Raw genomic sequence first — 26,985 nt, 5'->3', positions numbered from 1 at the left:
CCGCCTCCGGATGATAAACCGAACATATTGTCAACTTAAAATCATCTTTTCTTGAATATTTCTTTACAATACTTGTAACCAGCGTCTCAATCGCGCCACCACATACTGCCGGAACCGGCATTACTCCGCCCATAATAATACAAATCTTTCGCATGCTTTTTTCCTTATCTTTTATATTTATAAGAATTTTTCTAACTGACTTCTAAACCGTATTGCTAATCGATACGTCAGATCCGGAAATAGCCCGATTATAACCAGAGAACTCTTTTTTACAAATGACAACTCCCTCTTCATTAATTTTTTTGATGTCGTTTTAATAAATCTTCTGGTCTGTTCCACTCTTTGTTCATTTATACCACTAAATTTAGCCTTTACACATTTTGTAAAAGGATCCAGCAAATATATCAGTACTTTATAAATTTCATCATCTGCATAAGCATATATAAAATATATCTCTAATCTTTCCTGCAGAGCCTCAAGCAAATCCAGATAATTCTCTATTTTCTGTGTATTCATGGTGCTGGTTTCCAACACTCTATGATAGCACAACACATCCGGTATTACATGAATTTGATTACTGACTAAATATAACTGGTTCGAAAAAAACTCATCTTCAAAATATTTTCCATCAGGAAATCTGAGATTTTCGAGGACTTTTCTTTTATAAATCTTATTCCAGACAATCGTCCAGAGTCCATGATTTTTTTCGTTTTTCAGGTGTTCCAGCACCTCTCTCCCATTCACAGTCTTTTCCTGAAGATGCACAATAAAGTTATCCTTTTCATTCGGCAAAATATTTAAAAAATCACATACTACCATATCATACTGTGAATACTCTATTACCTCATAAAGCCTTTCAACCATATTTGGAGCCAAATAATCATCACCGTCTAAAAAAGTGATATATCTTCCAGAGGCACGCTCCAACCCTACATTCCTTGCTGCAGCTGCACCCTGATTATCCGTATGGATCACAATAATCCTGTCATCTTTCATCGCATATAAATCACATATTATACCAGATTCATCTTTCGAACCATCATCGATCAGAATCAATTCAAAATCCTGAAATGTCTGATTTAATACACTCTCAATACATTGTGCAATATATTTTTCCACCTGATATACAGGCACAATTATACTGACCTCTGCCATTCTCCTGTAGTCTCCTCTTATCCATTTGCCTTTCGCACAACCTTCATAAATATTGGTCCTAACAGTATCAACAACTTCTCCTGCCTCCAGCAGATTAATTGTTGCTTAATCTTGTCCGCTATAGACAATCCTGTCAATACAGAATACGAAGTATATTGATCTATTTCCAACTCTTTTCTCACTTCGCTGATTTTTGCCATTTTTTCTTTTACAGACCATTTACACTCAGGAAAACACAGTAAATAAATTGCGTAAGAATAGGCACTTAATATATTATTTGACATCAAGCTCTTTTTTCTTTCTGCTTTTATTCCAAAACTATCCATAAAGTTATGACACGTCCGGATCATTTCCAACTGACAACATATTCCCGTCTCCTGCCAGCGGTTTGCAGAAGACCCCATTCTCATACAATAATGATAAGAATCTTCCGAAAGGAAACAGATTCTTCTACAGTTTTCCAATACTTCCAATACAAATACATGATCTTCCGATATCTGAATCTCTGGAAATTGAATCTGTCCAATTGCTTCTCTTTTAAAAAAATAGTTCCACACATAATTACTGCAGTTTGGCCAAAATTTTTCCATTTTTTTTGCTATCTGATCGTGTGTCAGTACCTTTACAAAATTTGGAGCATTCTTTATTTCTTTATTTACACATTTTCCATCTTTCCATAATTCCATTATATGACCATGACGCAAGACATCCGCACCATATTCTTTAATCTGAGAAACGCACTTTGCAATCATTGTATCTTCTATCCAGTCATCTGCATCCACAAAACACAAATATCTTCCATTTGAATATGCAATTCCGTTATTTCTTGCAACAGCTACACCACTGTTATTCTGGTGAATCACCTTCACCCGCGCATCCATCCGGGCATATTCATCACAAATCTTACCTGATTGATCTTTTGATCCATCATCCACAAGAATCAGCTCAAAATCTGTAAATGTCTGTGCCAGAATACTATCTACGCATTGTCTGATATACTGTTCCACCTGATACACAGGTACAATAATGCTTACTTCTGCCATGTTCTTTCCCTTTGCTATGACAATTTACTCAATAAACTTTTCCATTTCTCTATAATATACTCATCCTGATATCGTTCAAATCCGATCATCGTATTCGCCGACATTTTTTCTAGCTTGTCCGGATTTTCTATCAGATTATCAATTTCGTGATTCATTTGTTCACATTCAAATGGCGGAATCAATATTCCATTCAGATTATTGGTTATAATCTCCGAAGGCCCGATTTTTATATCAAAACTTATACAAGGCACTTGCATTTGCAGCGCTTCTACAAGACACATGCCAAACCCCTCATATCTGGATGTCAGTACAAATAATTTTGCCCGATTCAGATACCAATCTACATTTTCAACTGTTCCCATAAGTATCAGTTGATCTTCCAGTTGATTTTCTGAAATAGCCTGTTCCAGAATATCTCTGTCTTCACCATCTCCCAAAATGAACCATTTCCAATCCCGATGTTTTTTCAAAACAGGAACAACAATTCTCGCAAGATATTCAATTCCCTTTTGATAAGTCAGTCTGCCGGCTGTTACGATCCAGTTTTCTCGTACTACTTCTGCATTTTTCTGCATGTTTGGAACCATATTGTAGATTGCGCTTATCCGTGTTTTTCTTCCCAGGATTCTCCGGTAATTCACTTTATCTTCTTCTGTAATCGTAATGATGTAATCGGCAAAACGTACCGTCAATCTCGATATCAGTCTTCGATATAATATTTGCTGTTCAAATTCACAGTTAAAATGCTCCCACGACACCACCTTTGTCTTCATCCACTTTGCTGCTGGTATGGAAAGCACATCCAGCACAATATCAATGTCTATAATAATATCAATCTGCCTGTCTTTCAGAAATTTCCGAAGTCTCCCTATCAATGGTATATAACCGGGTCCCGGATTCATCCACTTCTTGCCCAGTCTGTATCTTTTAACGTCTGGATGAAGTGGATAAAACGGCGCTTTCTGCTGTTCCGTCAGACTCATGATACAAATATCATATGTCTTGTCTTCCTGCAGTGCATTGGCAAGCTGTACTGCTACACGCTCTGTTCCTCCACTTCTTGTAATATCACCTGAAAAAAAGCAGATTCTCTTCTTCACTGGTTTCCTCCCTAGGCTGTTTTGCCCATCTCATGATGTTCTTCCTGGTGGATCTCTCCTGTGTCTTGTGTTACTTTCTCTTTCTCCCGGAACCATTGTAAAATAAGGATTGATGAAAGAACCCTTACCATGTATTTTATCGCATTTATTGGGGTCAGATAGCTCTGACCTTCTTTCCTGTCTTCCATCTTTACTTTTACTTCCCGCACATCCGCTCCCATTCGGATCAAATATGCGATCGTGTCCGGCTCCGGTACATGATCCGTTTCTTCTGAAAAAAGACGGATTATATTTCTTTTATAAAGGCGCATCCCGCTGGTCGGATCAGTGATGTACTTACCTGTTGTTATCCGGATTGCAGCAGAAATCATTTTGCCACCCAGAGTACGCATGCGAACCGGCATTTTAATTCCATAGAATCTGGAAGCAATCACAATATCGCAATCTGTTTCTTCCATGCGCTTTACCATATCGTCTATGTATTCCGGCAGATGCTGTCCATCCGCATCAAACTGTAATGCCGCATCATAACCATGCTCCAGTGCATACTTCATCCCCGTCTGCACAACTTTGATCAATCCCTGATTCTCAGGAAAATTGATAACATGATACTGATTCTTCCTGCATATCTCTTCTGTATTATCAATTGACCCGTCATTGATAATCAGATAGTCATACTGTGGGCAGGTGTGCCTCAGATGATCGACTACCCTCTTTAAACTTTTTGCTTCATTGTATGCCGGTATTATAATAAGTACTTTCAATGCTTTATCCTCTTATGTCACTTTTCAGTCTATCAGAGCCAGGAACTGATTCAGCCCTTTCGTATGGTACAATACTTTCTTCCTCGCTTCTTCTCCGTAGCATCTGCATTCTTCCGGATGCTCAATCATCCAGAGAAGCTGTTTGCTGACTGCCTCCGGCGTCAACTGACACATACATCCGTCTACTCCATTTGTCATCTGCTCTCTGTTCCCGCTGCAATCCGTTGCAAGAATTGGTTTTCCAAGTGTCTGTGCCTCCTGTATGGCAATACTCTTTCCTTCAAACCCGGTCGCATGTACATAAAAATCACAGTTCTTATAATAAGGGAATGGGTTCTCTTTTACGCCCAGAAGGATGAATTCCTTTTCCAGACCTGCATCTCTGATCTGCTGTTCCAGACTGGTTCGGAGATTCCCCTCTCCCAGCACATACCACCGAACCGGGACTTTACTCTTCTCTTTCAGTAATGCCATCGCCCGAATTGCAATATCATATCGCTTTTGATGGTTCAATCGCCCAACAGTCAGAATCCGATATCCCTGAAAATCATCTTCAAAACCACTTTCCTCATCCGCCATCCGCCGGATTCGTTCCTGATTTACAAGGTTGTGAAAGACCGAAACTTTCTGTTTATATTCCGGATACACCTCCAGGAAATGATCTTTCACCTCGTCAGATACCGTAAAGATCCAGTCAATTTTCCTGTAACAATCCTGATCCAGTTCTCTTCCATACCCGGCCTGTCCATAATCGATATGGACAAATGCAGCTTTTTTCTTTGCTTTTACGTGTTCTGCCACATAATAGGTTGCCCCGCCTTCCAGATAGGCTACTGCCAGATCGTATTCTTTTCGTATAATTGGTGCACCATCGGCAAGCAGACACCAGCATAACTTATCCGGCAGAATTTTTCCATTTCTTCGCATGTTCCTAAAGTTTTTCAACAAGTATGGAGCTCGACGCAGGAACAGCCCTTTTCCTATACCAACTCTCAACACACTCCTCATCAGAAGTTTTCTTCCTTCTTTTGTGTGTACGGATACATCTTTATAATTCTGATTAAGAAGATGTACGTATTCCGGTAATTCATGGCTTAATTCTCCCTGTCCTGTCAGTACAAACAATGATATCTCGTATTTTTCCGGATCCAGTATATCAAAAAGATTCAGCATGGCGCGCTCGGCACCGCCATACCCCAGTGTATTGATAACAAATAATATTTTCTTCATCGGGTATCCTGCCCCCCTATTTTTCTTTTGTTTCGATTTCCAGACTTGCCTCCGACTTTTTCTGCTCCCTTAGATCAAATACCTTCGGGGAAGGCTTGATTCCTTTTGCTTGTTTCATAATATTTCCTCTGCAGAACATATGCTCATCCAGATTGCGCTCCATCCAGCGAAGCCGCAGATAAGCAACCACGAATCCGATTGCCGATCCGCCCCAGATACCTGTTCCATAAAATATATGGCTCAGATGTACTGCAACCAGACTGGCGAAAAATGTTCCCACACAAAAGCTTACAGCTGTAAGCAGTGCTCCATTCAGATCCTCAAAATAATACAGAAAGATAATCTCCGCATACATCAGAAACAGGATGAAATACCCGGCTGCTACCATCGGATATATCCGCATAACCAGTCCCGCATATCCCATTCCCGGAAGAAAGATTACAAAAATCAGATAAATGATTACCGATACAATAAACTGCAGACGTACCAATGTCATCAGTTCGCTTCCCAGCTGCCGGAACATCCGCTCCCTCGTATTCCGGATATCAATCCCTCTTCCGCCAAATACTGCATCTGCATAATCCCGATAACGTTCATGGAAATACATTTCCACTCTGGAGATGAAGATAACACTTGCCGATATGTTGGTAAACATTGCAAGGCAGGTTGCCATATCATACGGCTGGTTACACACAAAGGTTCGAACCAGATGCATTGCCATATCCGTTCCCCAGAACACAAAGTTATGGATAAACAATCCCAGCGTGTAAAGAAAATTAATCAGGATCAGCTGCCAGTATTTTCGGAAATATTCAAATACTCTCCGGTATTCCTCACTGTTATCCGGAAAAAACTGATGAATCTTTGCCCATTCCAGTACTGCTGTGAGTAAGAATCCCACCGTCAACGCCAAAAGCATACTGTAAGTAATACTGACTTTACACACATAACGAAGAAAAACAGACAGTAAAAATGCCGTTACCATTCCCACCAGAAAATAGAAGGAAATCAATCTGTACTCTTTACAGATTGACAGATACAGCATATTGTAAAATACCAGAACCAGACTGACAAAACAGCAATAACCCGTAAACACATAATAAATCGGAACGCCTCCCACCAGATGCTCCCAGAAGCAAAATGGGATTGCGAACAGGCAGCTAAAACAAATATTGGTCAACAACCCGACTCTATGGCATGGCTGCACATCCTCGTATCGCTCTTCAAAGATCACATCCGACATATAACGGGACAACACCGCGTTGAATGGTGAAGTTGTCAGAAGAGAGAAGATAAAAACATACAAAACTGTACAGGAAAATAATTCCCGGTCAAAATAGCGGACCGTATTGAATTTCAGTACTTTTTGCATCAGCATCAGGTTAATGATTACAACAAGAACCGGTGCGATGGTTACAACTGTACTATAGAAAAATCCTACAATATTGGTAGTAATCGTATTCTTATGATAAATCCGGTTCAGTTTTACACCAATTCCCGCCATAGCCTTCTCCTTTCTGCACGACCTCTTCTCTGATTCCCGTTACGGCTCTATCTCTGTACCTTCCCAAATCAGATTCTGCCTCTGTGCTGCTTTTCGATATATTCCTTCATATGTTTTTTTCATGTCTTCAATTTTATATTTACGCATTAAGCGCTGATACCCGACATTTGCCATCTGTCTGCGTACTTCCGGATTCTGCGCCAGATAGACCATGGCATTCGCAATTTCCTCAATATTCATGATATGGGTCAGGATTCCCGCTTTTCCAAAGTCATCGTCCTCCCCATACAACAGTCCCCTGCAGTTACCCACATCCGTCGCAATCACCGGAACATGAGCCGCAAAGCTTTCGAGAATCGTGAGCGGCTGCCCTTCACTGATGCTGGTCAGAATGGTCATATCCATCCATCCCAGATAATCTGCAACCTGAATCCTTCCGGTAAATTCGATATCCGGAATCTCCATCGTCTCCACCATCTTAAAACACTCTGCCGCATACTCCGGATCCTCGTTATAAGGTCCCATGATCCATAATTTCAGTTTGGGGAACCTCCTCTTTGCATAGGCGAATGCCTGAATCATCGTCTTAATATCTTTAATCGGCGCCACACGGAGGATAGCCCCCACATGGACATATCCTTCATTCTCCGGCTGAATGCCCGGCAGATTCTCCAGTCTCCGGTAATCAATTCCATTGGGGGTAATCATCGTCTTTTCTTTCGGACATCCAAGTTCTATCTGAAGTTCCCGCGCATGCTGATAAAGGCTGGTTACCAGATCCGCCTTATCATAGGCAACCTGAGACATTTTTTTAAACTGCTGGATCCAGATCTTCTTGTAGAGACGCTGCACCCACTCCGCCTTGATCAGTTCTTCTTCTCTCTCCCTGGTATAAATCCCGTGTTCTGATATAATCAGCTGACCGTTATAAAAATGCTTTCCCATACTGCCCAGAATTCCCGCATAGCCCGTCGAGACTGCATGATACACATCCGCCTGCGGAACCTCCATGGCCATTGCAAGAAAAAGAGGAAGATACATCGAGCGCATGGTCCACAGGAAATCCGAAAATACAATATCCGGGTACTGCAGATTATAGCAGTCCAGTACCGCATGGTAAAAATCTTCTCCCATCAGAAGCTGATTGATCGATACATTATTATTTCGAAAGAAATCAAACATTGCATCCCACTCTACTTCATGATTCAGGATCAGACTTCGAAGTGCATAATAATCTTTCTGATTTAATCGGGTCTTATGTCTCTTATTGACACTGCCCCAGTCTGCATCTTCCAGATAAAGTTCATGAACTTCTGTCACATTTTCCGGCAGATCATAGGCAAATTTTCCACTCAGTTCTCTATTTGCTATAATCGTAAGCAGAACAAACTCCTGTTTGGGGAATGTCCGGATCATACTGTGTACCCACCCTGACACTCCGCCAACCACATATGGATAACATCCTTCTGCTATAATACAGATTCGCATAGCTGTACCTCTTCTCTGGTTATTCTTTATAATATGGGTCTATCTCTGACTCCAGTGTAACAGAAGCCTCCTCCGACGTAATCTGAAGAAGCCAGGTATCCTCTTCCACCTGTTTCCAGGTTCCGCCGGTCATCTTCTCTGGCTTTTCCCCATGTGTCCTCAGCAAAAGATAGGCATCCCCTGTAAATTTCTTTGTCTGAATAGAAATTCGATTCCCATTTCTGGTACTTTCCACACTTCCATTCAGGAAATTCCGGACTCTGCTGTCACTCTGACTAATCGTCGTCTTATCAAATGCAGCGAATGGTTTCCAGTATGTATCAATATTTGCTGCCATCTTCTCTGCCACCTTTTCCCACTCATCGTTCCTGCTCTCCGGCCATAATACCTGATACATATCTACCTGAATATTACTGTAGCCCAGTGCCGTCTCCAGGCTTTTCAGCCTCAAACTGTCTTTATAGCTGTGTCGGTAAGCATTGGTTGTAGCATTCTGAAGGGTAATCTGATCCGTCAGCCAGGACAAAATCTGCTCATTCTTTTCATATTCTCCTACAACAGTGCGGATATCTTTGAAGTATTTCATCTGTCCATTCTTATCGATTAGGGATGTAAGCTTATCCTTATTTTCCTTACGGACGTATCCGCCTGCAAATTCATAATCCAGATCCCATTTTTTCAATGTGTTCCGTTCGTCTTCCACTGACGCCCGAATATCTGAGCTCTCTATTCGTCCTAGTGAAACTCCTGCTTCCGCTGACTCCTCATTAAAATATTTCAGATAATCAATCATATCCTCCTGATTCGGTTCATTCCCGGATTGATCACTTTGTTTTACTGACACGAAAGAGGTAATCTTCCATCCGCCTTTCTGGGCACCCGCCACGAGAGACGGCCAGAGAACATCCCGGCAAAATTGCTGTGTCGTCATTCCATAAGTCTCCGCCATCTTTTTTTCATTCTCCACTGTCAGATCCGGGAAGCCTGCAACCGAGAGATTCTGCGCATTTACCACCGGATAAAGGGCGTAGTCTTCGGACTCATAAACCATGGCATCCAGGATGCCCAGAGCGGCTTCTCCCTTCATATAATCACCGTTGACTGCAAATACTGATCCGGTTCCCATATTACTTCTCCAGATGATGGCCGGCATATCCTCATTCTCCAGACTCAGGGAATTCTTCTGTTCTTCTGTGAGGAATCCTACCATATATGATTTGGTTCTGGAAGAAATATCATACCAGGGTATCTCTCTCTCCATATCCACAAGCTCCGGCTCCTTCACATCCTCAAACGAATAGCATGTCTCTCCTCCCAGAAGGAACCCGCTGTAAAGGCGTATTTCATGCAATTTCACCGATTCGGCACGCACATGCTGGATTCCAAGAAGGTTCTGCAGAACTGCGCTGTCTTTAATTACCTGACAGGATGGCAGACGATAAAATACAACGACTCCGCCTTGCTCCACATATTGGGATAACGTCTCCGCAGCATTTTCTGTATTCTCTTCCAGAAGTTCTCCATCCATGAGCAGCCAGGGTTTTACCTCTTCCTCCGCCTGGATCATTCCATATGCAGTGTCCAGAGATGCACAGATTTGAAGGGATTTCTTACGATATCCCGCCCATTCTTCCATTGCAGGATAATAACCATTATCTTCTGTACCGACATATAAAACCTGCTGTTCTGCCGGAACAGACTCCTGTTCCTTTTTTTCAATGACCTCTGTCTCCGCCGCGTGATTCACATCATAATCATTATAATATTCCTTTAATACTACAGAAGAGAGGAAGAGCACAAGCACAACCATGATCATCGTCATCATCATAGCCAGATTCCGTTTTGACAGCATAACTCTTCCTCCCTTCTTTCGTCTATATCCTCTATCTTTGGATGATACGAATCAGTTCCAGTGTCTGATTATCAACAACAACCGAAGATGCCCGCAGCTGATCCAGCACTTCAAAGAACTTTTCTTTCTGATTCGTCTCAAAATACAGTTTTAACCTGAGTGTGTAGGATGGCAGCTGATCGGGGTACTGCTCACAAAAACGGTTTCCCCAGAGCTCTGCCTTCTCATATCTTTTCCGCTCCATGATCCTTTCCAAAATCCATTCATAACAGGCCGGTATCATCCTGTCTCCTGCATTTTGAAACAACTTTTCACAAAGCTGGTCCATCTGCTCCACATAATCCTCCTGCTCAACCTGCGTAAATACTTTCTGTTTCAGCATTTGATTCATATAACGGATCAGATCCACAATCTGCTCCTGACATTTTTCATCTTGAATATCACTCTCATCTATCTCTTTCTGCATCCTGCTCACATTATCACGAAACATATCCATCCTGCTCTGCAAAAATGATGCCGCATAATGAGCAACCTCAGAGTCATCACTGTCCAAAGCAAGTGCAATCGCAGAAAGAGATTCTTCGGTATCTCCCAGAAGCACATTCAGCATATTCATACGCTTCTGTTCCTGAACCGACACAAGAATGGATTCTTCCACTGACACGATATTTCGTTCTCTCTCCTCATCTGCTTTGACCCTTGCCGCATGTCTCCGCTTACTGAATTCCACATCCGAGAGATCTCTTTCTCCCAAATTCATAAAATGATATTTTAAAAAAGCGAAAAGGAAATAGAAGATTCCCACAACCGGACAGATCAGCATTACAACTGCATGCATCACATACTGTTTTCGGTTATCTGTTTCTTTTTTATAAATCAGATGCCAGATCAGATACCCTGCTGCAACCAGTGCATTTAGAATTAATACGATGAGAAAGATCACTCCACTGCGCGTCATAGTCCCATCTCCTCACTGATCAGCGTACGGATTCCCTTCTTTTCCAGATTCTTCTGGACAAAGCCACATCCTGTCCTGTCCGTACTGGTAAGCAGGATATAGAGATTGCCGTCATTTCTATAACCGATATAGTCTGTATCACGAAGCATTCCTGAAATAATAAGTCCCGCTTTTTCCATACCTGCTTCTGCTGAAATTACCCGGAGCAAAATATACTCTGTTAAATTCTTTTCTCCGGCTCCGTAATATGTATGAACCAGTTCCTCGAATGCCTCCGGCTTCAGGGCAGGACTCTCATCCTGATACCGTTCGTTTCGCAGGAGATCCAGATAAGCCGCTGACCGCTTCACTGCCTTCTGAATCAGTTTACTGGTTATGATCAGACGGTTGGATTCATCAATCGTCATTCGCTCAAAGGGAATACTCCAGAGCAGAATCATCATTTCCATTTTTTCCTCTTCAAAAATACAGTATGCCATCATTGGGTATTCCGGATCCATGTCCCGGTTCAGATACACTTCCCGTCTGGAAAATGCCTCGTAAAGAGGAGCTTTATCCGGAAGATGTACCGTATGCCTCATGGAGGCTGCTTTTATCGAGGTATAGCCGAATAATCTGGCATACTCTTCCTCGTTGATACGATAGAGCGAAACATCCTGACAATCCATTACATTCTGAATCAACTCAATCGCATGGAACAGGATTTTTGCCGGATGATCTTCCTCCAGCTGCTCTACCAGGTCATACACCGTACCAAAACTGTAGTCATAATTTACAACCTGCGTAATCAGTCCTTCCTTTACACGCAGGTTGCTGTCATTGATATCTGCAATATCTGTCACACGCTCCGACAGAAAATCCACTTCCTGCTCTTTCTCTTCTTTGAGGAATTGTAGCTGGTCTTTCATATAGCCTACGACCAGACCCAGGATGAAGATTTCTGCAATCCACACATAGGTGTTGTAATCTGTTACGACCGTAATTCCCGACTGATTATACATCTGTCGAAACAGGTAACCTGCCGCAGCAAGCAATGCCGAAAATGTCGCCTGTCTCTGCCCATGCACCACCGCAAACAACAGCACATAGATGAGGTAAAAATCAATCTTGGAAAAAAACTGACTTCCTGTCGCACGGTTATTCAGCATGAAGAATGGAATAAACAGAATCAGGTTCTCAATATATGGCACCAGTGCGCCAAACAACTCCATCGTCTTAAAATAAATCCTGTGCCAGATATCCAGTCCCGGATGTGTACGATCCAGAAAACGTCCACTATGTTTTTTCATATAAGAAAGGGTCTTCTGAATCGTCTCTTCCGGCTCACACCAGATCTGAAATCCGAATTCCTCTTTGATTCGTTCATTTGACAGTATCACTGAATTCTGTTCCTCCAGTGTATTGTCAATTTTCTCCAGTTCTTTTCCCAAATATTTTCCGATTGCCTCGGCGATCTGCAGTTCAGAGTACGCTTCACCGGAAGAAATATGATAGAACCCATACTTATGGCTCTCACAGGCAACCAGCTTATAGATACTCTCCACCGCATCCCCCATATAGGTAAGCCCGTACTTATGATTTTTCCGATAAGAAACTGCACCATTCCGAAAGGCATCCAGACACTTCCTCTGACAGATTCCAAAAGCCGCTTCTCTTCTGTCTTTGGGAACATCATGGATTCTGTCCACACGCAGGATCAGAACATCCTTTTTCAGCTGCTCCTGATAGAATCTGCAGCTTTCTTCTCCCTGAAAAAGCATCAGAGGACGGATTCCCCTGGGAACCGGCCGGATGGATTCCGTCACCGGAATCTGATGAGAATTGCCGTACACCTCTGCAGAAGACAGGTAGATCAGCCGTCCTTTCTCCAGTGCAGACCAGGAGAGCAGGATATTCTGTAAACCGGCTGCATACTGAATCGCTTCTCTTTTGGGATCTTCCCCGGATAAATTGCCGTCAAATGCACCGAGCAGGATCGTCACATCCGGATTGACACTCTGAAACACTTCTTCTATGGAGGCGCTGTCGTAGGGAAAATCGTACTTTTCAAATGCATAATCATAATGATTGGATGGATTCCGATTTCCCGATAATACGTAGATCCTGTGTCCCTCTTTATATAGTTTTAATGATAGTTTTCTCATCATAGGTGATAAACCACCTACAAGCATGATATCCATAATTTACTCCATCTTTTGTTTACATTCATCTAGTTATATCCATAATAAATTGCAAAATTATATAAACGATACACGTTCTGCTCAATATAATAGCAGACGAACCTGTCATTCTCATAATAGACTTTCATCTCATTCGGATACAGCTCCATAAACTTCTGTGCCCAGTAATACATTCTGGACATGGTAATCGAACGCCTGGGACCATTGTAGGCCGACAAGCCGGAATTCTGAGGTAAAGGTTCCATAGCCTGTTCTTCCGACACCACCGGAATCTCTCCTCCGTAGCCATTGGCATAGTTGAGAGGTATCTTTTCAATATAAAAATAAACCTTCTCTGTCGGAATCGTCACCTCCTTTGTAGGATTCCAGTATTCCATATCTTCCAAAAACTCAATAGTTTCCGTATGCCGCCCATATTCTTCTACCATACGAAGTTCATCATTTGCAGACACGATGGTCCACTTGAAATCCTGTCCTTCGTTGTCTTTCATAATATTGGTCGTACAGAGGATTGCCTCATTCATTTCAAGACTGCCGCCTCCAAACGATCCTCTAATCCAGTCATACTTTGTGCTGTAGAAGATCACCAGTACAGAAAAAATGAATCCTACTGCCTGCTGTACTCTCGGAAGTCTTGCCAGAAGAAGAATATTCACAGCACCATCCAATGTCATAATAAGAATAACCGGAATCAGATACGCCACATAGATACATGCACGGTATGGTTCCATCAGCATCGGCCAGCCGAGTGCGCCACTCACAAGCACCAGCCCCAGAATGATTTCTGCGATCACCATTGCAAAGATTCCGGAACCGCGCATCGGTTCAATCAGATAGCGCAGAACCAGACCAATGCACAATGCCGCACCGATTCCATACAGAACCCAATTCATATTTGCTACTGAAAATGCATTTTGTTTACAGCCAATTAATATAGTCCCTCTGTATTTCCATCCGATTAATATTATCACAGGCACAGGCACAAAACTGCAAATCTGGAGAAGCAGTTTCTGCAAAATATTATATTTCGGAACTTTTTTATTCTCTAAAGATATCTTTCCACTCCTGATTCCCCTGACCACAATCAGGATTCCTCCCACCGTCATTGCCACAACAGCAATACAGATGATCCGAAATATGATAACCGTATAATCTCTTAGTCCAATAATACTCATTGCCCAGTACATGGAGCCCTGCAATGATTTTCCAGTCAGTAATGCCACCGCCATCGGAAGAAATGCCATCAAAATACTTAAAATTCCCGCCAGCATAATTCGAAAAAAATACTCTTTTCTCCAGAACCAGTACCCATAACCTGCTGCAACGCCAATACAGATAATTCCCGCAATGATCGTATCATAAAAGTGGGAAGACAGGGTCATGGAAAAGCTCATGGCAAATCCGAGCAGATGCCAGGATGAAGTACATCGAATCTGATTGATTCCCTGTTCCAGTTCTTCCTTTCTCGTCTTAAAGAATTCCATCACAAAAAAGATGGACGGAAGAATATACAGCATTCCATACTCCTGCGGAAGTGTCGCTCCGTATCGGGAATAGGAAATCCTGACAAAACATTTGGCTCCCACAAACATCATAATTCCCAGATACGGGAGAAATCTTGTCTTACAGTGTCCCTTCAGGAACACAAGAATCATCACCGCGATCATACTGTACTGAATTAGCCAGAACAGGCGCAGCGTCACATACACCGGAATTCCCGTCATCATGGACAGATAGTACAGCATACAGTGCATTCCCATGGGATAAATACCCGCGATATAGATATTATTCTCAACCAATCCATTGATCCAGTAGTTATGTACCGGTACATCAGAAGCTCCAAACCCCCAGTTATGCAGAATTCCCGGTCCACAGACCTTCCACACAAGAAGTGAAAAAATCACAAGGAATGGTATATCCAGGAAGTTTTCTTTCACCAGACGCCAAATATTTCTGGCGACCACACGAAGAAACACTTTGATTTCCTGCCATCTGTGTCTCACAAAACTCTTGAATCCCAGCTCCCGAAGAATATAATGTCTGCACTCTCCCAACACTTTCTTTACGTAGGAAATAACAGGGATATGATAAATTTTCACAGACAATAAAAATGCAGGAACAAAGGTAAACAGGAAAAGTGTGATTCGATAAGAGATGTGAAGCAGTTCCAAAACCTGCACCAGATTAGTCACATAGAAATTTCCGATTGTATAATAGATCAGGAAACGTACTGCTGCAGGAAATCTCTTTACTTTGCGGTAAAAAACAAGAGCAGGAAGTCCTACTGCAAATCCGATATATGCGATAAATAACTGTACAAACTGAATTACATTTAATGTCTCCATAGACATCGGGGACTTCCTCCTCTCCCATTTATTTCATACTTCTCTTTTCCAGACCGCTTAGCCTCAAAAACGAAAGGCAACATCTGCGTACCGTTAAATTCCCGTTCCAGAATTTTTTATATAACCGATACCACCATGTTTTTTCATCTATAAAACGGCCATTTCTAAAAAATCCCTGCGCCACAGCAAGGATCTGCTCTTCCTGTATCTCTTCCTCCAGCTTCCACTGGTGATCTCCGCACACCAGAAATCTGCCCTCTTCAGCTTTTATGATCCTGTGCAGAACCAGTGTGCCATCTTTTCTTCTGTAGAGAACAATGTCTCCTTTTCTAAATTGCATTCCATCGCATGCTGCAACCTGAACCTGACTCTTGCCCGCTTTCAAAAGCGGCCACATGCTGGTTCCTCTGATTGGCACAACAGCAAAACTTTGTTCCTGCAGACACTGCTCTATATTTCCCATCTGTTTCATCGTATCAGCATATGACAGGAATCCAGTTCTACCAGAAATGCATCTACATCCGCTTCCACCATCTCCGGTTTTGTCTCATATTCCTGAGCAAGACTGGAAATCAGGCTGTCTCTGTCTGTCTCTTTCTGCAGCATTCTGCAGAGAAATTCACCGGTATGATTCAGCACAATCATCCCTTTGAAATCTGTTTCACTGTCAGAAATGGGTACAAGTACCACATTTTCATGTATCTTTCTTAAAATATGATCTTCTATCAGACGCATAACGATTCCTTCTCATTCTGGTTTATTATTCTATCGTTGTATTCGTTCCATCCATGAAAGCATTCAATGCTCTTGCCGCATAATCAGCAGTTGGATCCGGTGTTGGAATTGGCTTGTCTCCACTGGCTGTCAATATCTGGTCATTATCGTCAAATCGATAAATCTTCGCCTTTGGCGGTTCATATATCCTTCCATTCCTATCCATCAATATCACTTTCCTTTCATCACTCGGTATGAGAGTTCCGCCGCCTCCATCTCTCTGGTGCAGCTCATCTCATATATATTTATCTGTGTCACTACCTGTTCCATCATGTCCAGTAAAAGATTCATTCTCTCATTATCCATTGGTCGCCAGGTGTTATTAAGTATCAAGGCCAATGCCTGGTCTTCTGTCACCTTCTGAATCTGATTCTCACTGCCCTGCTTCAGAAAGCAGATTGCTTTAAGCGGAACTCCACGGTTCACCTGCAAATTGGTCTTACCGGCAAAGGGGGTTCCCCATACGGTAATCTGCTCTTCTCCCGGCCAGATTACCGGTTTGTCATCATTCAAAATATAACTCCCGGGAAATCGCTCTCTCCACAAAGCTGTGTGTGTCGATTTTCCCGTCCCTGAAGGTGCAGAAAACAAATATGCCTCTCCCTCATAGACAACCGCGGAAGCATGGAGAAAGAAACGACCATGCCGTATAATCTCCCGACAAAATGCCGCACTGCAGCAAATGTATTCCCGCTCTTCCTCCGAAGGTTTGTCCATCACCACACGTGCTTCATCAAACGGATCCGGCCTTACTGTCATTACCGGTTCGCCGGAAGATCTGTAAGATTCACTCTGTCTCGCCAAACGCCCATACTTTGGCTCCATCTCCACTTTCAGCCCGGCAATCTCATATATCATCTTCCGGTTCTCCTTCTTTCCAAAAAGGGGGTATAAACTCACCATTTACACCCCCTTTTTTATGGTTTCATTTCGTCTCTTTTCTATTTTTCGTTTTCACACTTATTGTGGATAGTGTGATTTACCTCTATATTCTCCTGAAGCCGTATTGACCACACCATTGTCATTGGTTACCTTTGTTCCTGCCGTTCCATTCACAGTAATTGTAGCTGTTGCTCCCGGTGCATAGAGGTTGTCAATGATGAAACCGTATGTTGTATTGGCTTCCAGATCTGACGCATCCCAGTAATAGGTAAGCGTAGTTGCTCCACTGATCTGCTGGATACTGCCCTTGTTGTACTTAACTCCAGAACCGTCTGTTAAAATTGAATTTCCATTACCCGAAAATGTTCCTGTTCCTCCCACCTTAACATAAGCAGAATCCGGTACGGTTACAGTAATCTGGATTGTACTTACATTCGTCATGGTATTCAGGGAGTACTTAAATCCGGTGGCAATTGTATTGCCAAATTTACTGTCAAGACCATAGCCTTCCGCATTTATTCCGGTTCCTGCATTACGACCATCAAATGCCGATGGAATCTGTGTTCCTTCACTCTCTGCAATAAAAGAGAGGTAAACCTGACTATCAACAGTTGGCTTATAATCCATCTCAAATCTCGCATAGTAAGTAACGCCGTTGGTTGCTGATGTGGTCGTAGTTGAATATGTAGCTTTCGTACTTAATTGATTGCCGTTCTTGTCATACCAGCCTAGGAATTTATAACCGGAATTTGCAGTTGCCTTGGAGCTTGCCGTAGCACCATCTACATCCTTCACAGAAGCTACCGAAACCTTACCGCCAACATTATCCGTTTTAAAACTTCCGTTGGCCTGTTTTGTCTGTGCCACAAACTTAACCGTATATGCCGTCTCAAAACGTGCATAGTATGTGGCATCCTTTGTTGTAGTGTAACTGATGGTTGCACCATCATTAATCAGCATATCGTCCGCAACTTTATTACCGTCTGAATCATACCAGCCGACAAATTTGTAGCCAGTTCCTGCAGTTGCAGTAGAACTGATTGGCATACCGGGTGCGTCAATATATTCATAGCGACCAAGTGTTCCGATGTTGTCATCTGTTGTATCTTCCCAGGTACCACCATTTTTTACCTGACGGATATACTTCTGGGTCACACTTCCGGAAAATCTTGCATAGTATGTATTCACACTTTCTTTGGTTTCCACATAACTGTATTCCGTATTTGTAGTAACCAGATTTCCGCTCGCATCATACCAGCCCTCAAAAGTAAAGCCATCTTTTGCCGTTGCTGTGACTGTTATTGTTTCATCGGTTGTCGCATGGTAGGATTTACCGCCGTTTGCATTATATGCATCATTATAATTCGTATCAGATTTATCTGTTACACTGGTAATCTCCACGATGCCACCCTTAGCAGAATCTGTGTATGTAGTGCCGCTGCCTACCTGAGGGATAAACGCTTGAAGCCAACGCCACTGCGCCACCATGGTAAGACCTTTATGATCATTTGCATACGCTATTGTTTTATCATCACCATTCCATGTTACACCTGTGACCTCATCACCCATTTTATTAATTGTTTCTGTCAGCGATACATTTCCATTATAAATCTTAAAATACTGTTCTGCTGCTTCACCTGTCGCTCCTTCTATAGAATAATCACATGCTATCGTGTGTACTGCCGGAAGTACTAAACTACCTAATTGATCCGCATTCACCTTTTTATCATCCGAAACATTATATACCGTATCACCAGTCAATAACCATCCCATAAACTTCCAACCATCATTCTGGCCTTCTGCCGCATCAGATACATACGGGGAGATAAACGACTGCTGCGGTGTCGCGCCAGTCATTGCATCCACTCCGTTTATATTTTCTGAAAGCAGAGCAGGTTTGAAGCTGTACACATTCTCTGCCTCTTTAGTATTATATTTTCTTTCAACCACATATGGTTTTCCACCATTGGGATCATAGGTAACTGTCGGGCTCTTGATAAATACAAAGTGCAGATCCGTTGCCGAAGTGATTCCTTCCAGATAGTAAGTATAAACGGTATCACCAGCTTCATTCGTTGACTTAATCCATTTTCCTTTTTTCTGCTCATCTGTTAAGCTTCCGGTATCTTCGATTTCATTCCCTGCCAGCTGTAAGAATTTAGTCTTCGGATTACCGCTTTCGTCCTGTACTGTATAGTAGACACCAACAAACTCGCATCCTGCTTCCGCATCCGCTTTCTTTACCACAGCCTGAACTTTGAGTGGTTCTCCATCCTTCACATAAGTGGCCAGGTTCTTATCTATTCTAATTTCATGACCTTCTGTTGAACCTTCGCCCTCAGTTTTCCCATCACTTCCTCCAACTACAGCGCTTCCATGAGTGGTTGTACTTCCTGACAATGGATGGTAAATCTGGAAATTAATATTATCAAGGAAATTACCATAGGTCTTTGCTTTATCAGGTGTGGTTGGAGAATCAACATATCCAACAGACACGAATCCAAACAGAGTCTCCGTCTGACCTGCCGGTACTATATAGTGATAATACTCCCCCACCTCTATATTTGTACTATCGACGCTATCGTCCATACCAGGAGTTTCATCTGAATCACTGAAGCTCTCTACATTGCTAAACTTATCCATACTGTTAGATTGAGTAGTCACTTCTTCAGTATCTTTTGCATTGGATCCATACGAATTCCATGGATTTATACCACTTGTCGCTCTGCTACTTGCCATGATCCAGATATGCCACTCCTCCGTATAAATCGTACTTGGAGTCAGGCTGAAAGCATTATTTCCTGCATTATCCTCAAACGTACCACTTGCTGCAAATTTCTTACTGTATACGGTAAGCCGCTCACCTAATCCCGAACTTGTTTTTACAGATGTTTTACCCTGTGCAATCAGCCAGTCCACCATCTGCATGAGCTGATCTCTTCCAGCCTTGCTCGGTTTTGACGGATCAACGCTCTGTTTCGGTCCAATCACCAGTGCCATGGTATCCGTACCGTTTCGGGCACCATGATCCAGCCCCCATTCATAGACACTGGACGGAGATGTCTTGACATTCTGATATAAGGTGCTTTCTTCATCTGCATTCAGTTCCGCAGCATAAGATCCGTCTGTAGGCTTTAATGTTACACCCGATATATATGTATTCCGATTCTCTCTGAATAATTCAATCTTCCCCTGGAATGCTGTGGTATTCCAGGCCGGAACAGCACTTTGATCCAGCTGTAAATATGTACTTGTCCAGGTCTGTCCCTCTTCAAAACTACCATTCTGCAACTTTCTATTATCTGTCGAGTTCTCAGCTGCATATACAAGTGTAGCGCCGACTCCCATAACAAGACAGAGTCCAAGGAGAATGCCTCGCATGTTACCGGACAATTGTTTTCGCATTCTTTTTAATTTATCTTTCATCCTTTTCCACTCCTCTCTTCCAGTCATGTTTTAGGAATCATTTATCTACGTTTTCTATTTATTCATAAGTTCTGATATGAAGTTTCCATCTGATAAACAGATCGTCCTTCTTATCCATAAAATACTTTCTAACATAATATAATAACATATTTTTTTATATAAGACAATAGATTCTGAATAGAGGCAGAAATCATCCCCCTTATCAGGTTTTTGATACCACATCTACTTTTGTTCCATAATACTACGAAAAGTGTAACAAAAGTGTAAAAGTGTATTTTTTATGCCGATTGACTTCAAATATAACAAAGTTTATAATATTAATCAGTCAATATGTTATATCAGAGGAATATTATGCAGAATGTAATTAAATCAATACGTCTTCATGCAAAACTTAGCCAGCAGGAGTTAGCGGATAAATTGGGAGTCACTTTTGCAACAATCAATCGATGGGAAAATGCGAAAGCAACGCCCAATAAACTTGCCCAGATTAAACTGTACGAGTTCTGCAGGGAAAATGATATCCCGGTATATGAAATGACTCTCCGGCGAATTCGCAGCGAGGCTAACTCAGTGGAATTAAAAGATAATAGAATTCTTCTCTTTCACGGTTCCAAATCAGGCATTGAGGGGAATATTGCCCCAATCAGTCGTAAGAAATGTGATTTTGGGGCAGGTTTCTATATGGGAACAGAACCCATACAGCCATTAACTCTGATTTGCGACTTTGAAAAGTCTAAGTTTTATATTGTTTCTATCGGGATGGATGATCTGACAAAGTTGGAAATCCCGGCTGATTTGGAATGGGCAATGATCGTCGCATACAATCGTGGAAAAATGGATAAAATAAAAGGAACGGACATCTACGAGAAATACCGGCAACTCTGCGAAAATAAGGATATTCTCATCGGCAGTATTGCAAATGACAGTATGTTCTTTGTTCTTGACAACTTTTTCCAGGGGAACATTACAGACCTTGCACTTGTTAAAAGTTTGTCCGCATTACAACCGGGCAGGCAGTATGTAGCTGTAACTCAGAAGGGGTGCGATGCAGTTCAAATTGAAAAAGAAATACCCATTTCGTACTTAGAGAGAAAATTTCTCCGGGATATCAGTGCAGATAATCGTTCAAAAGGTATCTCCATGGCTAATGATATCTGTAAAAATTACAGACGGGAAGGGGTATTCTTTGATGAGATCATGGATCAGGCAAAGGAGGTCAAACAAAATGGATACCCTTCAGCTTAAATTATGTGACATACAGGGTCGCCTCTTCGAATTGTCTGCGCAGCAGGGCTATGACAGCGAAAAATTTGTGCCTTTTTTCATGGGGTCTGAAGTTGCCAGATCCCTGGATTCCACATACAATCGAATGCAATGGGCCGGCGAAGAGTATCTACTTGAAGAACTTATCGCTGAAAGCAATGGATGTCTGATTCAGACAGACCGTGTATTTTCTACGGAAGTCATGTATTGGATTGGGTATGTGTACCGATACTGGCATTATTATAAGAAGTTGTCAAGCGCCAGAATATATCGGAAGGCAAACGTAAAAACCATGAAGCAGAATTACATGATGTTTCACACAATGGATCCGGAGCTTGCCATTGATGATTTGATAGAAATAAAGAAACAAAAACAACGTTTTTTCTAATTAAAACCCTATCACCTGCTTACACACGAAGAAGATGATCGGCACGAATAATGCCGGCAGCATGTCCAGTGTTTTGAATTTCCGGATGTTCAGGATACTGCATCCGGTACACATGATCAGAAATCCACCGACAATGCATAATTCTGCTATCATTTCATCTGAAAAGAAGCCTGCCGACAGATATCTGGTAAGCAAAAAGATACTCCCCTGCCAGCAGAACAGCACGCCTGCCGCAAGTGCTATTCCGATTCCGTAAGTGGATGCCAGCACCGTGCTGGTTACCAGATCCAGTGAGGCATTGGTGAATAAATAGGTATTGTCTCCGTACAGCGCACTCATGACCGGACCCACAATGGATAAGGAGCCGATACAGTACAGCAAAACTCCCGTTGTCAGTCCCTGTGCCAGGTTCCCTTTGGAACGGCTGTTTACCAAATGTTGAAAGCGCTCATCCAGATTCAGTTTTGCCCCGATCAGGCTTCCAAGCACAAGGCTCACTATGAAAAGAACGGGATAATTGCTTTTAGGCATATTGGATACCACCGCATTAATCCCGATTCCGAATGCTGCAAGTCCACATGCCTGAAACATGGCATTTTCATATTTTTCTCCGATTCCTTTTTTTAATACACTTCCGGTAATACTTCCTATTATAATAGTTCCTGTATTTACGATTGTTCCTAACATCTTTCTTTCATCTCCCTGCAAATCTGAAAATGCCATGCGGTGTATCTGTGATGGCATCTACGTCAGTTTTTCTGACCTTGTCCTCTAGTATATCACTCAGATCAAAAAAGGTACAGAACAAACAGTGTCTGTTCTGTACCTTTTCTTTACTTCTTTGTTACTTTTATTCTCTTTTTATCCCAGATCCGGTGTATCCGTCAGTCGGATTTCCTCTGCCGCCTTTCCATCTGACTCGAAAAGTATCAGCTCATTCTCACCCTTTTTCAAAAACGGTGCCGGGATATACAGTCGCTTCTGTGGACCGATTTCCCAGAAACGTCCGATGTTCTTTCCATTTAAGACTGCAAAGCCTTTTCCAAAGCCTGTCACATCCAGGAAGGTATCTCCGGTTTCCTCCACATCAAAGGTAAAACGGTAGAATGCAGGGAGTCCTTCCTGATAGCCTCTTGAGTAATCCAGTTTCTCCAGATTATCCATCGGAAGACGATACATCTCCCAGCCCATCTGATAGGTTCCATTAACAAGAACGCCGCCCCGGATTCCTTTTTTCTGGTACTCCAGCTCCGGTCCAAAGTTTACGCGACCCAGATTTTCAGTCAGAATGGTAAATTCTGCCCTTTCTTCCTGAAGCTCGAATTCTACATTTTTATCCATCTCATACTCATCGAGGATATCCAGCTGCCTTCCTTCTGCAAAAAGGATTGCACGGTCCGCACAGCCTTTTAACCGGCAGCTTTCCACTTTTTTCCCTCTGTTCAGACTGGTTCTGTAAAGAGTATATCCGTAATTCTGTCCCAGTTCTTCCATGGACATCGGTACCGGATTCGTTACCGGAGTGTCCAGAAGATCCAGAACCTCGAATAATCCCACTTTCTCCTGAACTTTGCACACTCCGTAGTCCTTACGAATAATAGGGGTGGTAAATTTTACCTCCGGAATTTCCCGGAATTTCCGAATAATCTTCTGGAATGCCCGGTACTTCTCTGTAATCTGGCCATCTTCCGTAATCAAAGCACCATAATCATAGGAAGTTACATCCGGAAGAAGCCTGCCCTCATAGTTGGAACCGCTCATAAATCCAAAATTGGTTCCGCCGTGGAACATGTAAATGTTCACATGTCCTCTTTCCAGCATATCTTCCAGATCTTTTGCGTGTTCTTCAATACCAACCACATGGTGTTCCTCGTCTCCCCAGTGGTCGAACCAGCCTACCCAGAATTCCATGCACATGAGTGGCCAGTCTCCGATATTTCCCTTCAATTCTGCAAACTTCTCTGCTCCTCTTGATCCAAAGTTTGCTGTCGGCCATACGCCCTCTTCCTCCAGATTTCCATCACCGACCAGCTGCTTCTCCGGTCCGTCGGAAGTTACCAGAGGTACGTTGATTCCTCTGTCCACCAGCATCTTTTTCAGAGCCTTCAGATACTCTTTATCATTTCCATAAGAGCCATATTCATTTTCCACCTGAACCAGGATTACCGGACCACCGTTTGTGATCTGGTATGGCACGATGAGCGGGATCAGTTTGTCATAATAACGTGCTACATAGTCCAGATAGACCGGATTGTTACAGCGAAGACGGATTCCAGGCTTAGTCAGAAGCCATGCAGGAAAACCGCCGAACTCCCATTCCGCACAGATAAATGGTGACGGTCTTAATATCACATATAACCCCAGCTCCTGCGCAATCTCCATGAACTTCCGAAAATCCACTTCACCTTCAAAACAGAATTCCCCTTCTCTGGGTTCATGCATGTTCCATGCAATATAGGTTTCCACCGTATTGCATCCCATAGCTTTCAGCTTTTCCAGACGGTCCCTCCAGTATTCCGGCACGACCCGGAAATAATGGATTGTTCCGGAAATGATCTGAAATTTTTCTCCATTTATATAGAAATCATCCGTAATCTTAATTATTTCTTTCGCTTCCATATTCTGCCCTCCAATGGTTTGAATTCATCTACATTTGCTCCATACAGAACCGTATAATCCTCCGGTCTGTGTATTTTCACCGTTTCTCTTGCAAAATTCTGCACAAAAAGATATTCCGCATCCGCATTTTCTCTGCTGTTTACGGATACTCCCTGAGGAATCTTCGGAAGTGCCGGGCTAAGACCAGCCTCAGCGATTACCTTCGGATAGAATTCCTGATAGAAAGCTTCTTCCATATCTGCACAGACATAGTAAATATGGCCTTCTCCACAGGCACGGTGAGTCAGTGCAGGCATACCTGCATAAAAATCATCACGATACTCCATCAGCACCTCTGCATCCGTCACTTTGACCAGATCACACAGATACTGACAGCTGTATTCTCCGTTCATGGAAAGATGATTGTCTGCCACAGGTACTGCATGATTCTCTTCTCCGTCATACAGGGCATCGATCTCGGTGCTTCGAAGTCCTGCTGCCTCCATCAGTCCATGAGGTGTTCCACCCAGGTAGCATCTGTCTGTATCATCCACAATTCCGGACCAGTAGGTAAGCACCAGAGTTCCGCCTGCCTCTGCAAATGCCTTTAACTGCTCTGCATATCCTTCCCGGAACATATACGCCATCGGAACTGCAACTACTTTGTAATCCTTCAGGTCATGCTCCATGGAAATAATGTCCACATTCAGTCCCTGTCCCCGCAGTGCCCCATAATGCTTTTGAATGCATTCCATATAATGGAGTCCCTTATTACGAGGTCCCTGGGAATCCTTCATTGCCCAGTCATTTTCACGGTCATACAATACTGCTGCCGGTGAAAATGTGGTGCTTCCAACCACTTCCTGAATCTGCTCCAGTGCTTCTCCAACCTCGGTTACCTCCCGGAATACCCTGGTATCGTCTCCGCCGTAATGATCGATGACCGCACCATGAAATTTCTCGGAAGCTCCCTGGCTCTGCCGAAGCTGGAAGTACAGCACGCTGTCTGAACCATGTGCGACTGCCTGCATGGATGCCGCCATCAGCATCCCCGGTCTTTTCAGCTTGCTCACCGGCTGCCAGTTGGTCGCACCCGGGCAGGATTCCATCAAAAGGAAAGGCTCTTTCCGGATACTGCGCATCAGGTCATGCTGCAGACCACAGTCCAACGCCGTTTTCCACTCTTCCTGCTTATGCCATGTGGGATAATTATCCCAGGATACAATATCCAGCACATCCCGGAATTTCTTGTAATCCAGTATCGCATAATCATACATCAGATTGGTGGTAACCGGTTTGTCCGAACCTCCCTCACGGATAGCAGCCACCTCTGCTTTCAGGAAATCTACCGTCTGATGTGTCACGAACCGCTTCCAGTCCACATTCAGGGCATGTAGCGCATTCTCTCCCCTCGGAGACGGTCCTTCCACCTGATCGAAGCTTGTATAACGATGGCTCCAGAAAGTGGTGCACCAGCGGGCATTCAGCTCCTCGATAGTTCCGTATTTTTCCTTCAGCCACTCCCGGAATCTGTCCTGACAGAGCGGACAGTGGCACTCTTCCCCGTACTCATTGGAAATGTGCCACAGAATCACCGCCGGATGATTGCCAAATCTCTTTGCCAGCTCCCGGTTGATCTGTCTTGTCTTTTCCCGGTATGCCGATGACGTATAGCAGTGATTGTGTCTTCCCCCGAAGAGGGCTCTCTCCCGGTTCGCATTGACCCTGAGCACCTCCGGATACTTCTCAGCCAGCCACTTGGGACGGGCTCCGGAAGGTGTTGCCAGTATGACCGATATTTCATTGGCATACAGATTATTAATGACATCTTCCAGCCAGCCAAAATCGTATTTACCTTCTTCCGGCTCCAGCATCGCCCAGGAAAACATTCCCAGGGATACCGTATTAATATGTGCCTTCTTAAAATATGCAATGTCCTGTTCTAAAATATCAGGACGGTGCAGCCACTGCTCCGGGTTGTAATCTCCGCCATGTAAAAATCGTCCAAATTCCACTTGTCTGCTCACTTCTATAT

General features: G+C 43.0%; 21 protein-coding genes. 2 read left to right on the top strand and 19 right to left on the bottom strand.

Annotation, left to right across the window (positions count from 1 at the left end; all coding sequences use genetic code 11):
* Positions 1-177 precede the first annotated feature (177 nt).
* From ACQRCC_RS08725 to ACQRCC_RS08650, 16 genes are all read right to left on the bottom strand, one after another.
* Positions 178-1,155, bottom strand: coding sequence for a glycosyltransferase family 2 protein (locus ACQRCC_RS08725; protein ID WP_427850424.1), 978 nt, complete (start codon positions 1,153-1,155; stop codon positions 178-180).
* Positions 1,156-1,172: 17 nt separating this feature from the next.
* The gene (locus tag ACQRCC_RS08720) at positions 1,173-2,198 is read right to left on the bottom strand and encodes a glycosyltransferase family 2 protein (protein WP_427850423.1); all 1,026 of its coding nucleotides are present in this window, start codon (positions 2,196-2,198) and stop codon (positions 1,173-1,175) included.
* A gap of 14 nt (positions 2,199-2,212) precedes the next feature.
* Complete coding sequence (locus tag ACQRCC_RS08715; protein ID WP_427850422.1) at positions 2,213-3,298, bottom strand: glycosyltransferase family 4 protein; 1,086 nt, start codon at positions 3,296-3,298, stop codon at positions 2,213-2,215.
* Between the two features lie 11 nt (positions 3,299-3,309).
* Positions 3,310-4,062 (bottom strand): glycosyltransferase family 2 protein, encoded by a 753-nt coding sequence (locus tag ACQRCC_RS08710; RefSeq protein WP_427850421.1) that lies wholly within the window; start codon positions 4,060-4,062, stop codon positions 3,310-3,312.
* A gap of 24 nt (positions 4,063-4,086) precedes the next feature.
* Positions 4,087-5,292 carry a glycosyltransferase gene (locus ACQRCC_RS08705; RefSeq protein WP_427850420.1) on the bottom strand — a complete coding sequence of 402 codons (1,206 nt, stop codon included), beginning with the start codon at positions 5,290-5,292 and terminating at the stop codon, positions 4,087-4,089.
* 16 nt (positions 5,293-5,308) lie between these two features.
* Positions 5,309-6,796, bottom strand: a complete 1,488-nt coding sequence (gene pelG, locus ACQRCC_RS08700; RefSeq protein ID WP_427850419.1) for an exopolysaccharide Pel transporter PelG — start codon at positions 6,794-6,796, stop codon at positions 5,309-5,311.
* Positions 6,797-6,835: 39 nt separating this feature from the next.
* Positions 6,836-8,284 (bottom strand): GT4 family glycosyltransferase PelF, encoded by a 1,449-nt coding sequence (gene pelF / locus ACQRCC_RS08695; RefSeq protein ID WP_427850418.1) that lies wholly within the window; start codon positions 8,282-8,284, stop codon positions 6,836-6,838.
* Positions 8,285-8,303: 19 nt separating this feature from the next.
* A complete protein-coding gene (locus ACQRCC_RS08690; RefSeq protein WP_427850417.1) occupies positions 8,304-10,136 on the bottom strand; it encodes a DUF2194 domain-containing protein in 1,833 nt (610 codons plus the stop codon).
* A gap of 31 nt (positions 10,137-10,167) precedes the next feature.
* Positions 10,168-11,094 carry a hypothetical protein gene (locus tag ACQRCC_RS08685; RefSeq protein WP_427850416.1) on the bottom strand — a complete coding sequence of 309 codons (927 nt, stop codon included), beginning with the start codon at positions 11,092-11,094 and terminating at the stop codon, positions 10,168-10,170.
* A complete protein-coding gene (locus tag ACQRCC_RS08680; protein WP_427850438.1) occupies positions 11,091-13,265 on the bottom strand; it encodes an NAD-dependent epimerase/dehydratase family protein in 2,175 nt (724 codons plus the stop codon). Before ACQRCC_RS08680 ends, ACQRCC_RS08685 begins: the two co-directional genes overlap by 4 nt.
* A 38-nt stretch (positions 13,266-13,303) precedes the next feature.
* Positions 13,304-15,625: a hypothetical protein gene (locus ACQRCC_RS08675; protein ID WP_427850415.1), complete on the bottom strand. Its 2,322-nt coding sequence runs from the start codon at positions 15,623-15,625 to the stop codon at positions 13,304-13,306.
* 22 nt (positions 15,626-15,647) lie between these two features.
* Positions 15,648-16,082, bottom strand: a complete 435-nt coding sequence (locus ACQRCC_RS08670) for a S24/S26 family peptidase (protein WP_427850414.1) — start codon at positions 16,080-16,082, stop codon at positions 15,648-15,650.
* A gap of 5 nt (positions 16,083-16,087) precedes the next feature.
* On the bottom strand, positions 16,088-16,354 hold the full coding sequence (locus ACQRCC_RS08665; RefSeq protein ID WP_427850413.1) for a PqqD family protein: 267 nt from the start codon (positions 16,352-16,354) through the stop codon (positions 16,088-16,090).
* Positions 16,355-16,379: 25 nt separating this feature from the next.
* Complete coding sequence (locus ACQRCC_RS08660) at positions 16,380-16,559, bottom strand: hypothetical protein (protein ID WP_427850412.1); 180 nt, start codon at positions 16,557-16,559, stop codon at positions 16,380-16,382.
* Between the two features lie 5 nt (positions 16,560-16,564).
* A complete protein-coding gene (locus tag ACQRCC_RS08655) occupies positions 16,565-17,251 on the bottom strand; it encodes a hypothetical protein (protein WP_427850411.1) in 687 nt (228 codons plus the stop codon).
* Between the two features lie 102 nt (positions 17,252-17,353).
* Positions 17,354-20,701 (bottom strand): InlB B-repeat-containing protein, encoded by a 3,348-nt coding sequence (locus ACQRCC_RS08650; protein ID WP_427850410.1) that lies wholly within the window; start codon positions 20,699-20,701, stop codon positions 17,354-17,356.
* A gap of 351 nt (positions 20,702-21,052) precedes the next feature.
* Here ACQRCC_RS08650 and ACQRCC_RS08645 point away from each other — a divergent pair, with 351 nt between their 5' ends.
* Positions 21,053-21,946: a DUF3990 domain-containing protein gene (locus tag ACQRCC_RS08645; protein WP_427850409.1), complete on the top strand. Its 894-nt coding sequence runs from the start codon at positions 21,053-21,055 to the stop codon at positions 21,944-21,946.
* Positions 21,927-22,352 (top strand): hypothetical protein, encoded by a 426-nt coding sequence (locus ACQRCC_RS08640; protein ID WP_427850408.1) that lies wholly within the window; start codon positions 21,927-21,929, stop codon positions 22,350-22,352. Before ACQRCC_RS08645 ends, ACQRCC_RS08640 begins: the two co-directional genes overlap by 20 nt.
* On the opposite strand, the gene ACQRCC_RS08635 is transcribed toward ACQRCC_RS08640, so the two are convergent.
* The 3 genes from ACQRCC_RS08635 to ACQRCC_RS08625 all read right to left on the bottom strand — a co-directional run bounded on the left by ACQRCC_RS08635 (position 22,353) and on the right by ACQRCC_RS08625 (position 26,977).
* Positions 22,353-23,039, bottom strand: coding sequence for a DUF554 domain-containing protein (locus tag ACQRCC_RS08635; protein WP_427850407.1), 687 nt, complete (start codon positions 23,037-23,039; stop codon positions 22,353-22,355).
* A 174-nt stretch (positions 23,040-23,213) separates the two neighbouring features.
* A complete protein-coding gene (locus ACQRCC_RS08630; protein WP_427850406.1) occupies positions 23,214-24,971 on the bottom strand; it encodes a glycoside hydrolase family 35 protein in 1,758 nt (585 codons plus the stop codon).
* Positions 24,953-26,977 (bottom strand): beta-galactosidase, encoded by a 2,025-nt coding sequence (locus tag ACQRCC_RS08625; RefSeq protein ID WP_427850405.1) that lies wholly within the window; start codon positions 26,975-26,977, stop codon positions 24,953-24,955. The genes ACQRCC_RS08630 and ACQRCC_RS08625 overlap by 19 nt, the downstream gene beginning before the upstream one ends.
* Positions 26,978-26,985: the final 8 nt, after the last annotated feature.

Origin of the sequence: Sporofaciens sp. SGI.106 (assembly GCF_050314255.1) — a bacterium.
GTDB lineage: Bacteria > Bacillota > Clostridia > Lachnospirales > Lachnospiraceae > Claveliimonas.
The sequence above is the reverse complement of the archived record's forward strand: the minus strand, read 5'-3'. Positions and strand labels throughout refer to the sequence as shown.